At 50.5% G+C, this 14,883-nt stretch carries 12 protein-coding genes; all 12 read left to right on the top strand.

Going from position 1 to position 14,883, the window contains the following annotated elements:
* Nucleotides 1-6 precede the first annotated feature (6 nt).
* The 12 genes from rbsK to GGC63_RS11670 all read left to right on the top strand — a co-directional run bounded on the left by rbsK (nucleotide 7) and on the right by GGC63_RS11670 (nucleotide 14,839).
* A complete protein-coding gene (gene rbsK / locus GGC63_RS11725) occupies nucleotides 7-885 on the top strand; it encodes a ribokinase (RefSeq protein ID WP_192702482.1) in 879 nt (292 codons plus the stop codon).
* A gap of 1 nt (nucleotide 886) precedes the next feature.
* Nucleotides 887-1,288, top strand: coding sequence for a D-ribose pyranase (gene rbsD, locus GGC63_RS11720; protein WP_079911733.1), 402 nt, complete (start codon nucleotides 887-889; stop codon nucleotides 1,286-1,288).
* Between the two features lie 12 nt (nucleotides 1,289-1,300).
* On the top strand, nucleotides 1,301-2,782 hold the full coding sequence (locus GGC63_RS11715) for a sugar ABC transporter ATP-binding protein (protein ID WP_192702481.1): 1,482 nt from the start codon (nucleotides 1,301-1,303) through the stop codon (nucleotides 2,780-2,782).
* A gap of 1 nt (nucleotide 2,783) precedes the next feature.
* Nucleotides 2,784-3,749 carry a ribose ABC transporter permease RbsC gene (gene rbsC / locus GGC63_RS11710; protein ID WP_079911730.1) on the top strand — a complete coding sequence of 322 codons (966 nt, stop codon included), beginning with the start codon at nucleotides 2,784-2,786 and terminating at the stop codon, nucleotides 3,747-3,749.
* A gap of 14 nt (nucleotides 3,750-3,763) precedes the next feature.
* Nucleotides 3,764-4,681 (top strand): ribose ABC transporter substrate-binding protein RbsB, encoded by a 918-nt coding sequence (rbsB, locus tag GGC63_RS11705; RefSeq protein WP_192702480.1) that lies wholly within the window; start codon nucleotides 3,764-3,766, stop codon nucleotides 4,679-4,681.
* Between the two features lie 160 nt (nucleotides 4,682-4,841).
* Entirely contained in the window at nucleotides 4,842-5,087 is a 246-nt protein-coding gene (locus tag GGC63_RS11700; protein WP_192702479.1) for a spore gernimation protein GerQ, read from the top strand.
* 11 nt (nucleotides 5,088-5,098) lie between these two features.
* On the top strand, nucleotides 5,099-5,485 hold the full coding sequence (locus tag GGC63_RS11695; protein WP_192702478.1) for a spore coat protein: 387 nt from the start codon (nucleotides 5,099-5,101) through the stop codon (nucleotides 5,483-5,485).
* Entirely contained in the window at nucleotides 5,482-6,618 is a 1,137-nt protein-coding gene (locus GGC63_RS11690) for a zinc-dependent alcohol dehydrogenase (RefSeq protein ID WP_192702477.1), read from the top strand. Before GGC63_RS11695 ends, GGC63_RS11690 begins: the two co-directional genes overlap by 4 nt.
* Before the next feature lie 27 nt (nucleotides 6,619-6,645).
* Nucleotides 6,646-6,852, top strand: coding sequence for a hypothetical protein (locus GGC63_RS11685; protein WP_192702476.1), 207 nt, complete (start codon nucleotides 6,646-6,648; stop codon nucleotides 6,850-6,852).
* Nucleotides 6,849-7,151 (top strand): spore coat protein, encoded by a 303-nt coding sequence (locus tag GGC63_RS11680; protein ID WP_079911721.1) that lies wholly within the window; start codon nucleotides 6,849-6,851, stop codon nucleotides 7,149-7,151. The genes GGC63_RS11685 and GGC63_RS11680 overlap by 4 nt, the downstream gene beginning before the upstream one ends.
* 245 nt (nucleotides 7,152-7,396) lie before the next feature.
* The gene (locus tag GGC63_RS11675; RefSeq protein ID WP_192702475.1) at nucleotides 7,397-9,865 is read left to right on the top strand and encodes a hypothetical protein; all 2,469 of its coding nucleotides are present in this window, start codon (nucleotides 7,397-7,399) and stop codon (nucleotides 9,863-9,865) included.
* A gap of 51 nt (nucleotides 9,866-9,916) precedes the next feature.
* A complete protein-coding gene (locus GGC63_RS11670) occupies nucleotides 9,917-14,839 on the top strand; it encodes a pectinesterase family protein (RefSeq protein WP_192702474.1) in 4,923 nt (1,640 codons plus the stop codon).
* Nucleotides 14,840-14,883: the final 44 nt, after the last annotated feature.

Here is a 14,883-nt window from a genome sequence, read left to right as displayed (position 1 = left end):
AGCTGCATGGTTAAAATTATCGTGGTAGGAAGCGCATCCATGGATCTTGTTGTAACATCGGCGAAGCGCCCGGGAGCCGGAGAGACGGTTCTTGGGGACAGTTTCAGCACCGTTCCCGGTGGGAAAGGCGCCAATCAGGCAGTGGCCGCAGCGCGTCTTGGTGCCGATGTTACTATGATTGGAAGAGTGGGGGACGACCCATTCGGCGTAGAGATTGTAAACAATTTGAAACGAAATCATGTTTCTGTCGACTATGTGGAACCGGTTACACATTGTGGGAGCGGTACCGCTCATATCATTCTGGCGGAAGGCGATAATAGTATTGTTGTCATAAAAGCTGCGAATAATGAGGTTACACCACACTACATTGATCGTTCCCTGGATGCTTTTAATAAGGCGGATATGGTGATGATTCAGCAGGAGATGCCGGAGGAAACCGTCACTCATGTCAGCAGAATTTGCCGAAAGCTGGGCATTCCGCTTTTGCTGAATCCGGCTCCCGCTCGGCCTTTGGAGAAAGAAGTGATCGAGAACGCGGCTTATCTAACGCCTAATGAGCATGAAGCGAAAATGATCTTCGCAGATATGACCGTTTCCGAAGCGCTCCGCAAATATCCGAACAAGCTGTTTATAACTGAGGGCAGCCGAGGAGTCCGTTATTTTGACGGTACTCAGGAAGTGCTGGTTCCTTCTTATAAGGTGGAAGCGGTGGACACAACGGGTGCGGGGGATACGTTTAATGCAGCATTTGCGGTTGCATTGGCGGAAGGGAAACCCGTCTATGAGAGCGTTCGGTTCGCCAATCGTGCCGCTTCCTTATCCGTGACCAAGTTCGGGGCACAAGGCGGCATGCCGAGCCGTCAGGAAGTGGAGGTGCAGATCTGAGATGAAAAAGCATGGGATATTGAATAGTCATATCTCCAAGGTTCTGGCCGATCTGGGTCATACCGATACGATAGTGATAGCGGATGTCGGGCTTCCTATACCCGAAGGGGTCAAGAAAATCGATTTGGCCTTAACTCACGGCTCTCCAGGCTTTGAGGAAACCGTTAACGCCATAGCCGCCGACATGGAAGTGGAGAAGGCGGTCATTGCGGAGGAGATGGGCTCGGACAACCCGGCAGCCTTTCATTATATACAAAATAAATTCAACGGGATTTCGATTCAGCAATGCTCTCATGAAGAGTTCAAGCAGCTGACGAAGAAGGCTAAAGCGGTCATTCGTACAGGCGAAGCCAAGCCGTATGCGAACATCATTTTACAAGCAGGCGTCTATTTTGGTTCATAAGGAGGAGCCTTTATGCACATTCGAATGAATGGGATCCACAAAGCCTTTGGAAGCAATCAGGTGCTGTCCGGTGTCGATTTTGAACTGCGCGAGGGCGAGGTTCATGCGCTAATGGGCGAGAACGGTGCCGGTAAGTCCACATTGATGAACATTCTTACCGGGGTCCACGCCAGAGATGAAGGAACGATTGTCATCGACGGCAAGGAAACCTATTATGCCAATCCTAAAGAAGCGGAACGCAATGGTATTGCATTTATTCATCAGGAGCTTAACGTATGGCCGGATATGACGGTTCTCGAGAACCTGTTCATCGGCCGTGAAGTATCGTCCCGCTGGGGCTTTCTTAAGGGGAACGAGATGAAGGCGCTCGCAAACGAGCAGTTCCGCAAGCTCTCCGTAGACATTCCGTTGAATATTGAAGCCGGACAATGCTCTGTCGGACAGCAGCAAATGATCGAAATTGCCAAAGCGCTGCTTACAGACACCAAAGTCATCATTATGGATGAACCGACCTCAGCCTTGACGGAAAGAGAGATTCAGAAGCTGTTCGAGGTGATTGAGTCGTTGAAGAAAGACGGCGTCTCCATCGTGTATATTTCGCATCGAATGGAAGAAATATTCGCCATCTGCGACCGGATTACCGTCATGAGGGACGGACGAACCGTAGACACGAAGAGCATTCCGGATACGAATTTTGACGAAGTCGTTAAGAAAATGGTTGGCCGTGAATTGACCGAGCGTTATCCTGCAAGAACACCAAATCCGGGCGAGGTTGTCCTTGAAGTGAAGCATGCCACCCGGAAGGGATGGTTTGAGGATGTAAACTTCCAGATCCGTGCCGGTGAAATTGTAGGCTTCTCCGGGCTTATGGGCTCCGGACGCACCGAGATTATGAGGGCAATATTTGGTCTGGATCGTCTCGACAGCGGAGAGCTTTACTTGTTCGGCAAAAAAGCGGTTATCCGTAAGCCGGTTGACGCCGTTAATCTGGGGATTGGGTTCATTACCGAGGACCGTAAGGATGAAGGGCTGATTCTGGATTTCTCGGTACGGGACAATATGGTGCTGCCAAGTCTGAGCAGCTATACTTCCAAAGGGCTGATCTCGGCGCAGAAGGAAAAAACGTTCGTGGATGCCCTGATCAAGCGTCTGCAAATCAAGACCCATTCGTCCGAAACGTCGGCAGGCAATCTGTCCGGCGGTAACCAGCAGAAGGTGGTCATCGCCAAGTGGATCGGGATCGGACCTAAGCTCCTGATTCTGGACGAGCCGACCCGAGGCGTGGACGTTGGCGCCAAGCGCGAAATTTATCAGCTGATGAACGAGCTGACAGGGCATGGTGTTGCGATCATTATGGTCTCCTCCGAGCTCCCGGAAGTGCTGGGCATGAGTGACCGCATTGTTGTTGTCCACGAAGGGCGCATCACAGGGGAATTGAGTAAAGAAGAAGCAACACAGGAAAAAATAATGATGTTCGCGACAGGGGGACAGTAATATGACAACGAAGAATGAAGCATCGTCCAAAGGCTTGCAAGTATCGCAAATTACACAAAAATTAGGTCCTCTGCTCGGCTTAATCATCTTGATTATCATTGTATCCGTGCTTAATCCAAGCTTTTTGGAACCGCTCAACATATTAAATTTGCTGCGGCAGGTGTCCATTAATGCTCTGATCGCGTTCGGCATGACGTTTGTTATCTTGACCGGGGGCATCGACTTGTCCGTCGGTTCTATATTGGCGCTATCGAGCGCATTTGTCGCTAACATGATGGTTGCCGGCTTTGATCCGGTTCTGGCCATTATTATCGGCTGTTTGCTAGGCGGCGTGATGGGTATGGTTAACGGATTTATGATTACCAAGGGGAAGATGGCTCCGTTTATCGCTACTCTGGCAACGATGACGATATTTAGAGGCTTGACGCTGGTATACACGAACGGGAATCCGATTACCGGATTAGGCGACAGCTTAACGTTCCAGATGTTTGGCCGTGGGTATATGCTGGGCATCCCGGTACCGGCCGTTACGATGATCATTGCTTTTGTTATTCTGTGGGTTGTTCTGAACAAAACCTCTTTCGGGCGGAAAACTTATGCTATCGGCGGTAATGAAAAAGCATCTATCGTCTCCGGTATTAAAGTGCCCCGCGTGAAAATTATGATTTATTCTTTAGCTGGAATGCTGTCCGCATTGGCGGGGGCTATCCTGACATCCCGTCTGAACTCGGCGCAGCCAACGGCAGGTACCTCTTATGAGCTGGATGCAATCGCAGCGGTCGTCCTCGGGGGGACTAGTCTTTCCGGCGGTCGCGGTCGTATCGTAGGTACGCTGATTGGTGCCCTGATTATCGGTACGCTGAACAATGGTCTTAACCTGCTCGGCGTATCCTCCTTCTACCAGATGGTTGTCAAAGGGATTGTTATTCTTATCGCCGTCCTCATCGACCGCAAGAAATCCGCATAAGGGGAGATTGATTTATGAAAAAGCTAACGATTGTCATCACCATGCTTCTGCTTATTTTAACCACGGGCTGCTCCTTGGAACCACCGAGCTGGGCTAAGCCGCAAACGGGCGGGGATTTGAAGCATATCAAGATCGGTCTTTCCATATCGACCTTGAATAACCCGTTCTTCGTATCCCTAAAGGACGGCGTCGTGGCTGAAGCCAACAAGCACGGCATCGAAACGATTGTCGTCGACGCGCAAAACGATTCGGCCAAGCAAAGCAACGACGTGGACGATTTGATGCAAAAGGGTGTTAATGTCCTGTTGATTAACCCGACAGACTCGGCTGCCATCTCGACCGTCGTTCAATCTGCGAACAGTCTGGGCATCCCAGTCATCACACTGGACCGTTCCTCGGATAAAGGCGATGTAAAGGCTTTGGTTGCTTCGGATAACGTTAAAGGCGGTAAAATGGCGGCGGAATATATCGAAAAGCTGCTAGGTAAAGGAGCTAAGGTGATTGAGCTGGAAGGTGTTGCCGGTGCTTCGGCTACCCGTGAGCGCGGTAAGGGATTCCACGAGATCGCGGATCAGGACTTGAAGGTTATCGCTAAGCAAACGGCGGATTTTGACCGTACTAAAGGCCTGAATGTAATGGAAAACCTGCTCCAAGCGAATCCGGATGTGCAAGCCGTATTTGCCCACAATGACGAAATGGCGTTAGGGGCCATTGAAGCGATTCAAAGCTCCGGCAAATCCATTCCGGTCATCGGGTTCGACGGCAATGAGGATGCTTTGAAGTCGATCCAGGCAGGCAAGCTTACTGCTACCGTTGCTCAACAGCCCGAATTGATCGGTCAAATGTCGGTACAAGCCGCATTCGATGTGCTGCAAGGCAAAACGGTAGAGAAGACGATTCCAGCACCGCTGAAGCTGGTCACTAAGGAATAAGCGGCTGGTTTTGATGCAGAATAGTAAAGAATTGAATCCGGTTGAATACGAAGTCGCGCCATTGGCGCGGCTTTTTTTTGCCTAAAGTGCCTGAATTAAGGGAAAAGTATCGGGAAATGCTACACTTTGACCATATTATTTACAGGGAGGCCGATTCCGCTTGGATCAACCCGTATTAGCTCCTCATGAAGCATTGGAGCTGCACGAAGCGCTTAATTTTAAAACGCTATGTCTGGCCAAATCGAAACTGATGCAGGGGCTGGTTTTTGATCAGGAATTAAAAGCACTCATGCAGAAGGACGTTGAACAAACGAAGCTTGCCATCGCCGAGCTCATGGCGGTATATGAAAGAGCGCCTTTTCAGGCACCCGTCCCCGAGAATAGACCTACTCCAATCCTGAATTGAGGGTGAACCCAATGAATCATGATTATCTTGACCCGATCAACTCGCTTCATATGCCGGAAATGGCGGATATGACATTTGCAATGGATTTTCTTATGCGTGCCAAAGAAGGAGTCCGGAATACGGCCATCGCCTTGACGGAAACGGTATCTCCGGATGTCAGAGCCCTTTTGCGGAAGCAGCTGAGGCAGGGGATATCCCTTCATCAGGAAATCACGGAGCTTATGCTTCGTAAGAAATGGTTCCATCCGTATGAGCTGAAGGAGCAATATCAATTGGATCAGCTGGCCGCCAAAAACACGGAAATGATTTCTCAAATGAACTTATTCCCGGAGGATACGTCCCGCAAGGGGATGTTCGACCGTACTCCGGATGAGCATATGGGAGGTGGTCACGCATGAAGGCGGTAACGTATCAAGGTATCAAAAACGTCGCCGTTAAAGAGGTCCCGGATCCGAAGATTGAAAAGCCGGACGATATGATCGTCAGATTGACCACTACCGCGATATGCGGCTCCGACCTGCATCTTCTTCATGGAATGATTCCCAATTTACAGGAAAATTATATCATTGGTCATGAGCCTATGGGCATTGTGGAAGAAGTCGGTCCTGAGGTTACGAAGCTGAAGAAGGGCGACAGAGTCATCATCCCGTTTACGATTGCATGCGGCGAGTGTTTTTATTGTAAAAACCAGCTGGAAAGCCAATGCGATAATGCCAATGAACACGGGGACATGGGGGCATACTTCGGGTATTCTGGAACTACAGGCGGTTATCCGGGCGGTCAAGCGGAATATTTAAGGGTTCCTTTTGCCAATTTCACACATTTTAAAATTCCGGACAATAATGAACAGCCGGATGAGAACTTGTGCCTGGTTGCCGATGCCATGTCAACAGCGTATTGGAGCGTTGACAATGCCGGAGTCAAGGACGGGGATACCGTCATTGTGCTGGGCTGCGGACCGATAGGGCTGCTGGCTCAAAAGTTTTGCTGGTTTAAAGGGGCCAAGCGGGTCATTGCGGTCGATTATGTCGATTACCGCTTGCAGCATGCAAAACGTACGAATCATGTGGAAACCGTCAACTTCGAGCAGCAGCAAAACGTGGGCAGCTATCTCAAGGAGATCACCAAAGGCGGTGCGGATGTCGTTATTGACGCCGTAGGGATGGACGGAAAAATGAGCGACCTCGAATTTTTGGCCAGCGGCCTTAAGCTTCAGGGCGGTACGATGAGTGCGCTCGTGATTGCTTCCCAGGCGGTACGCAAAGGAGGTACCATCCAAATCACCGGCGTCTATGGCGGGAGATACAATGGCTTTCCTCTCGGAGATATTATGCAGCGTAACGTGAACATCCGCTCCGGGCAAGCACCGGTCATTCACTACATGCCCTATATGTATGAGCTGATTACGACAGGCAAAATCAATGCGGGCGACATTATTACCCATGTAATTCCGTTAAGTGACGCCAAGCGAGGATATGAGCTGTTCGATACCAAAACCGACAACTGCATTAAGGTCATATTGAAGCCATGAGATCCTGAAATTGGGAGTGAATCAAGCATGAAGCCCTATGCATTACATGAAACCTTGGAGGTTCACGAAATAGCTGCATTCAAAGCCGTCTGCCTGACCAAATCGAAAACGATGCAAGCCCTGGTCTCAGACCCGCAGCTGGGTGCCATTCTGCAGCAAGATGTCGCCACGACCACGAGGCATCTTCAGGAGCTTGAAGCTATATTAAACAGCAGCAAGGAGGCGCTGCAATGAATCCTGTGCTGGAATATTTAACAGGCATGACTCATTTGACGGATGAAGTGGTCGCCATGGACTTTCTGAATACCGCCAAAAGCGGTGTCCGTAACTATGCGATGGCCGTAACCGAATGTGTCTCGCCCGAAATCAAGACAATCTTAACCCGGCAATTAGAGGACGCTATCGACACCCATGAGAAAATTTCGGATTATTTGATCGGGAAAGGGCTGTATCACCCTCATCTCCTTAATGAACAAGTTCGTCTAGATCTGCAAAACATTCAGACAGCCTTGAAGGTTCCATCATTGGGATAAGACGAATGGAATATAGATCTACAAAAGCCGATGCGGCCTTCGGGTGCACGGCTTTTTTGTAATAGTGTGATCGTATTTCCCTATGAAAATGAAAGACTCAGCCTACTATGGAATGAAAGTTTTGGATTATGATCATCATGAAACGGCTGTTTTTTTAGGAGCTAATGAAAGGAGGCCTTGTTTATCCCTATTATGTAATCGTTTACATAAAAGAAGTATTTTAAGATTTTGGAGGTGTACCCATTTTGCGGGCATGGATATCAAAGCTGTTATGCTGCGCTTTACTTCTTCAGCCGTTAGCGGCAGGAGTGTTTGCGCCGGAGCAGACTGCCGCAGCCGCAGTCAATGATGGAGAGGTTACTCTCCTGGAAGAAGATTTCTCGACCGCTTTGGAAGGGCTCCCTGCCAACCAGCTGGGATTCGATTATTCTGCGCTTCCTGCAGGCGCATCGAGCGATGCCGTGATTGAAGAGGAGCCTACGACGAAGCAAAAAGCGCTTCATCTGTCCGTCAATCATGCCGGAGAAAGCCCCTTTCTGATCAGCAAGACGTTCGGTGAGAGCAAGACCGGAACTATCAGGGCTGAAATCACCTTTATGCAGCCTGGTACTTCCAAGAAGCAGGATCAGCTGCTGCAGCTGTATAACTCCGGAGTCGGTACAAGCAGCAAGTATTTGGTCATCGGGGGACTGGACCCGGGGAAGGGAGCCGTCTATTGGACGGATACCGCTCCGGCTGATTTGAAAGCCTCGTACCAGCTGAACCAATGGCATACGATGAAACTGGAGGTCAATACTCAGAACAAACGGTTTAGTCTGTGGCTGGACGGCGTACCGATTCGAGCGAGGGAAAAGGCAAACCTATTTTCGGCGAACGATGAGAAAAATGCGAACGCATTTAATTTTAAAAAGCTGGTGATCGGAACTCCTGCTGGCGATGGCGAGGTCTATATTCGAAGCGTCATGGTCACTCATACTCCGATCAAAGCGCCGGACGCCCCGCAAATCGCTTATTGGGTAGGACGCAACAATCAATCCATTGCCATGTGGATCTATCCTGACACGGCCGCAACCAAATATTCCATCAAAATTAAAGCCAGAGAAGAAGATCCGTGGTATACAACCTCCACGTATACCGGCACTCCGACGAGCTATCCGTTCCTGGCATCGCCTTCCGCATCGAACGAATGGGATTATACTTTGAACAAAGCCGTCAAGATCACGCTTGGCAAACCCTATATTATCGGTGTCTCAGCCATAACGAGGGATGAGGTTGCCAAGGTGGATATTGAAGGAGAGATCACGCAATTTGAGGCGATAGCCTATGAGGTCACTCCCGTAGCAACTCCTGAAGACAGCATTTTTGACAAGGTTCTTGCTTATGAAAATTATAATGCTCACCGATGGTCTGTCCAATCAGGCTTACATCCGGGAGATGAACCGTTTGCCGACAGGGCCTCCCCACTCAAAATCGTCTCGATACCCGATAAATACCGTGAAGCGGATTGGATCAAAACCCACGTCGACACGATGAAATACAGCGGCCCCTATCCGCAAATAGCGACGTTTTCCGTTCGGGACCAAACGGCCGTTTATGTAGCTATGGATCAGCGGGAAACATTGCCTAATTGGTTGAAGGCAGGCGAGGGATGGACCGATACGGGGGAGGTTATCCAGTTAGCAGATCCGGCTCTTTCGTACACGTTTAAAGTCTATAAAAAGCTATACGGGGTCAAAGATGAGGTTAAAATGCCGTGGAACAATTATACCGAATACAACAGCGGCAAAAACGCGGGCTACTTTGTGTTCGCAGAACGGGTACCGACGGATCTGAAGCTGGACCCGGTAAAGGCCTATACGAATGTTCCAAGCTATACCATCTCCGGAACCGTTGCATCCAACGTGTATTCCGGAACGGTAGCTTCCTCTGTTTATAACAGCGTCTACAGCGGTTCCGTCACTTTATCGGTATATCAGAACAAATTGCCTGTATACAGCAGCCTTTTGACCCAAGATCAGTACAAGGTTGATTTAAAGCTGGTGCCAGGCGCGAATCTGATCGAGGTGTATGCGCAGCGGCCGAATGCCACGTTATTCGATAGGGTTTCTGCGGTTGTCCATTATGACCAGGTTTCACCGGAATTCCGAATCGATGCACCGCCGCCATGGGTTAGAGATGCAGAGTATGCGCTGCGCGGATCTATAAATAAAGATGCACTTGTGACTATAAAATTAAACGGTGCCGTTGTGGCGGACTCCACTGCCAAGGCAGGGAATGTGCCGTTTACATACCCGCTTAAGCTAATTGAAGGCGCTAACACCATTGAAGTGTCCGCAGCAGATATTGCAGGCAACCTAAGCACGGTTAACTTTGTCATTAACTACGAGTATTGGATCGGGGAGCCGGAAACGGTCACTTTCGACGGCAAATTCATCGATACCGTTAATCCGGCCGAGGATGTGCTGGCTTGGAAGCAGATCTCGAACCCTACCGCGACCCTGAAGCATGTCACGTTATGGTTTGTGCTTTACGATAGCCATAATGCGATGGTCGATTACTCCAGCGTAGATGCCGACATTGAACCGGGACAAACGAAAACATTGCAGGCCGGCTTCCGACTGCCTTCCCAAACGAGCGGCTATAAGGTCAAAGCATTCGTATGGGATAGCCTGACGGGTATGAAGCCTTATTCGGGCGTTATGGAGCTGGATTAACAGCATGGGTGAAGTGATGTTCTTCTATGTAAAATTCAGGGAGGTTACGATATGAAGCATGCCCTGCGAGTAGGGCTGTGCCTTTTGCTCAGCTTGAATCTTATGCCGATAAGCTTTTTTACCGGTCCTTCGGAAGCGCTGGCTGCCGTACAAGCTGTTCCGCCCTTGGAACAGCCGAAGGCGCTTCAAGCAATACCCGGCAATAACCAGGTTGCATTATCATGGGATGCCGTTACGGATGCCGCAGCTTATCAAATCAAGCGCAGTACGGTGAACGGGGGGCCCTATGACATCATCCAAAGCAACCACACAGCAACAAGCTTCACGGATCTGACCGTAAAGAACGGCCTTGTCTATTTTTATGTGGTCACGGCAACTAACGGTTCCGCGGAAAGTATGAATTCCAATCAGGTGAAGGCATCGCCTTATGCGCCGATTGCCGGTGCTCCGGAGCCGCCAGGGGATTTTGCAGCAACGGCATATAACGGCAGTGTAGAATTGTCTTGGTCCAAAGTGACCGGAGCGGTCGGCTACAGCCTCAAAAGAAGCAGCACCAGCGGTGGACCTTATACGACGATAGCTGCCAACCTGACTTCTCCAACCTTTAAGGATAAGGTTATTGATGGAGAGGCCTCCTCCATTCGCAATGGAGCAATCTACTATTATATTGTAACGGCCTCCAATGATAAGGGGGAAAGCCAGCCGGCGAAAGAGATTGCTGTGTCTCCGGCCAAAGTGATTTCGGTAGCGCAGGATGGCAGCGGCGATTTTACCAATGTTAAGGATGCGATTGCTTCTATCGACCCTAAGAACACGAAGCGTACCGTCGTCTTTATTAAGAAGGGAACATACACCGAAAATGTCGTCATTACACCGCCTTATGTCAGCCTGGTAGGGGAAGGAACCGGACAATCCAAGATTACAAGCAACAAATCGAATGCGACGAACCCGAATCAGGCAATCTCCGCAGCGACCGTCATAGTCCAAGGGGATCATTTCTCGGCCACGAATCTGACGATTGAAAATAGCGCCAAGCCTTCCGACGGTCAAGCCGTTGCGCTGGCTGTCCAAGCTGATCAAGCAGTGCTGGAAAATGTTCAGCTCCTTGGTTACCAGGATACGCTGTATGCGGGCATTCGGGCTGAAAGCCCCCGGATCGGCAGACAATATTACCGCAACAGCACGATTGTCGGACGCACTGACTTTATTTATGGCCCGGCAAGCGCTGCCGTATTCGATCATGTAGACGCTGTCAGTATTAACAAGTCGGACAGCGGCGGAGTCATGACGGCAGCGGCGACTAAGAATGAAACCGATCCGGGGCTTGTGTTTATAAACTCCCGGTTGTTGAAGGACAGCAGCACACAAGGGAAGCATTTTCTGGGCAGACCATGGCAGGATAAGCCGATTGTGCGGTTTATCAATACCTATATGGATGATCATATTGATCCAGCCGGCTGGACCACGATGCAAGTCGATCCGTATTCGTTCACGGAATACAACAGCAGCGGTCCGGGAGCAAGTCCTGCCACCAGGGTCATGGGAACCCAAATGTCGGCGCAGGAAGCGAGTGAGCTGACGATTCCCCGGATGTTTGATGGCTGGGACCCGACCCAATCCGTTATTATTCCGGGCATGTTTCCTGATATAAAGGCATTTGCAGCCCCTGCCATGCCGGACGGGCAGAACGGAGCCTATACCAAGCCTGTGCTCATCTATTTGGAGCAAAATGGGGAGCTCCCGGAAGAAGGCAGGGTCCAATACCGGGTGAATGAAGGAGAATGGAAAGCATATGCCGCTGAATTTGAAGTCGGTGGGCAAGGCGATAACGTCATTCAGTACCGCTATATCGATAAAGCGGGCAATGCGAGCGCCGTCCAGTCCATTCGTGTAACTGTAGATCCGAATGCCGTAGCTCGGGTTCCGGCCTTCCCTGGTGCCGAAGGGGCAGCGATGTATGCCAAAGGCGGCCGGGGCGGACAAGTATACGAAGTTACGACTCTGGAGGATTATGACACCAAAGCGGGAGAAGCTCCGATTCCCGGTTCTCTTCGCGATGCGGTTAGCGCAGGCAATAGAACGGTTGTATTCCGCGTCTCGGGAACCATTCATCTGAAGCGGGAGCTGGATATTACCGTAGGCAATATCACAATAGCAGGGCAGACAGCTCCTGGAGACGGCATCGCGGTTAGCGGGTACATGGTCAAATTTGGCAACAATAATGTGGGGACCGATCAGATTATCCGCTATATCCGATTCCGCAACGGAATTAACGTGCTGAGCGATACCGCAGATATTACGGGCAACAATATTATCATTGATCATTGCTCATTCAGCTGGAGCTCCGATGAAACGTTCTCGGTCAAAAACCGCAAAAATTTCACGGTGCAGTGGAGTATTATCAGCGACAGCTTGAACCTTTCCATTCATGGCAAAGGCGCGCACGGATATGGTGGGATTTGGGGCGGAACGAACGCCACATACCATCATAATCTTCTGGCCAGTCACAACAGCAGAAATCCGCGGTTTGACCGGCAAACCGATCCGGATAATTATCCGACCAAGATTGATTACCGGAACAATGTCGTCTATAACTGGGGCAACAATTCTGCTTATGGCGGAGAGCAGGCCGTAGGCATCAATATGATCAACAATTATTATAAGCCGGGTCCCAGCACCTTTGACGGGGTAAAAAGCCGAATAGTCGCTCCTTCCGGCGAAGCGAACAGCGGTACCTGGTACATTGACGGCAATGTTGTGGAAGGGGCGCCGGATGTCTCCGCCAATAACTGGGTGACCAATTCGCAAGGCCAATGGAAGGCCATCAATCCACAAGGGCCTATCGTTCGCAAGTTTAAGCCTATCCTGATTCCGGATGCGACCGATCCCATAGGAGGTCCTGTCACTACGGATACGGCTGAAGCGGCGTATGAGAAAGTACTGCAAAGCGCAGGGGCGTCTCTGCCGAAACGGGATTCGTTGGATGCGAGGATTGTGGCCGATGTGAGAAACGGCACAGGCCGGATCATTAATACGATCCAGAGCGATGGAGGATTGCCTGAGCTTCTGCCGGCGGCACCTCCGTTGGACAGTGACCATGACGGGATACCGGATGATTGGGAGGTTGCCCATGGGCTTAACCCCGCTAATGGTTCGGATGGGGCGGGACTAGATGCGAACGGATATACTTACTTGGAGAACTATATCAATTCCCTGGTCGTTCCTGTTACGCCGAATCCGATTGTTCAAACGACAGGGATTCGTATGCACCAAGCCTTCAAAGAGGGGGACATCATCACCCTTGGTGCGGAAGCATCAGCTGAGAGCGGCATTGCCCAGGTTATCTTCTATTCCGGCAGTCAGGAAATCGGCCGGGTTCAGAACGCTCCGTTCACGCTGGAGTGGAAGCAAGCCCCCAAGGGAGAGCACTATATTTATTCCAAGGCAATTGATAATACGGGAAGAATGACCCTTTCGTCCGTTACCATTATTTACGTCAATGGTGCGGGAGATATCACACCTTGGGTTTCCAGCGACATAGGCTCCGTCACTATTGAGGGGAGCGCCAGTCAGGTAGGGAATGATTTCTCGGTCAAAGGGGCAGGAGTCATCGGCGGCAGCACGGATTCCTTCCATTATACTTATCAGCCGGTTGAAGGCAATTTCGAGATGATCGCTTATGTTGACTTTGACTCGGAAATCGATGATTTGACCAAAGCGGGACTCATGGTAAGAGCCAGTCTTGCCGATAATGCGCCGGCTGCGGCGATTTTCCTGACCCCGGATACGGATGAAAACGCACCGACCGGAAGGAAAGCTCTCTTTATGAACCGATTGGCCGCAGGGGCGAAATACAGCTCGAAAGCGGCAGCCTCCAGCAGCCTGAAGGCACCTTTCTGGTTGAAGCTTGTCAGAACGGACAATACCATTACCGGTTATGTGTCTACCGATCGGGTCAACTGGGGGATCGTTAATTCTGCCGTCCTGGAGCTTGAGGACCAAGCCTACATCGGAATGGCGGTGGATGCGCCGAAATCTACGAGCAACTCCGATTACTTGGCCGCAGCCAAATTCAAAGACGTACAGCTGTATCGTTCCGCAAAGTTCCTCCTTAATAACCCGAGTACGGCTGCCGTTGAGATTCCTTCCTATACCGTCGAGGGAACTATGGTAGACGGAGCCAATTTGGAGATCAGCCTTAACGGTACAACGGTCATCCAATCGGTATACCACGAAGCAGGAAGCCTGTTCTCGCATGACCTGCAGCTGACGGAAGGCTTGAATACCATTACCATCTCGGTGCATAGCGAAGCCTCCGGCGACGTGATCAACTCAAAAACGATTTCCGTCACCTATAACAAATCGGCCATTGTATTCCAGCCGACTTCAACCGTTCCGGCAGTCGTCCATGTCCCAGCCTATGAGCTGTCCGTTACGTCGAATCGGGGAGCTGCAGCTGTTGTGTCTCTGAACGGCTCGGTGCTAATGGAGAATGTAACCGTAACGCCGGGCATTCCTCTGCACATTCCTTTGACGCTGCAAGAAGGAGCCAATGAGATTGTGATTACCGGCAAAGACGAGTATGGGAACACGGGCATTAGCACTTTCCGGATGACTTATAACCCTAATTGGGGGTCCGGGATGTTCACCATACAAAAGACAGAGCTGCATGATCTAGGAGGTAATTTGATTTACAGTCTTAATGGCGTCAGGGATGTTATGGTCAAAGCTACGCTGGCCAGCAACTCCAAGGTCAGCCAGAATGGAGTGGTAGTCATTGCGCTGTTCGATTCACAGGATCGGATGACCCGATATGCATTGACCGAACAAACCATTTCCGGAGGCGCAACAACTCAAGCAAGTGCGCTGCTCAGGCTGCCAGAGAATGTATCGGAAGGCTACAAGCTGAAGGTATTCGTGTGGGATCAAACATCGAGCAGGAATGTGATCTCCAATGTAGTCTCGATTCCATAGTCGAACATGGGGATAGGGGAATAAGCGGGCTTAAGCTGCAGCAT

This window comes from Paenibacillus sp. OAS669 (assembly GCF_014873645.1).
Classification (GTDB): domain Bacteria; phylum Bacillota; class Bacilli; order Paenibacillales; family NBRC-103111; genus Paenibacillus_S; species Paenibacillus_S vulneris.
Note: the sequence above shows the minus strand (reverse complement) of the source record. Positions and strands in the feature narration are given on the sequence as shown.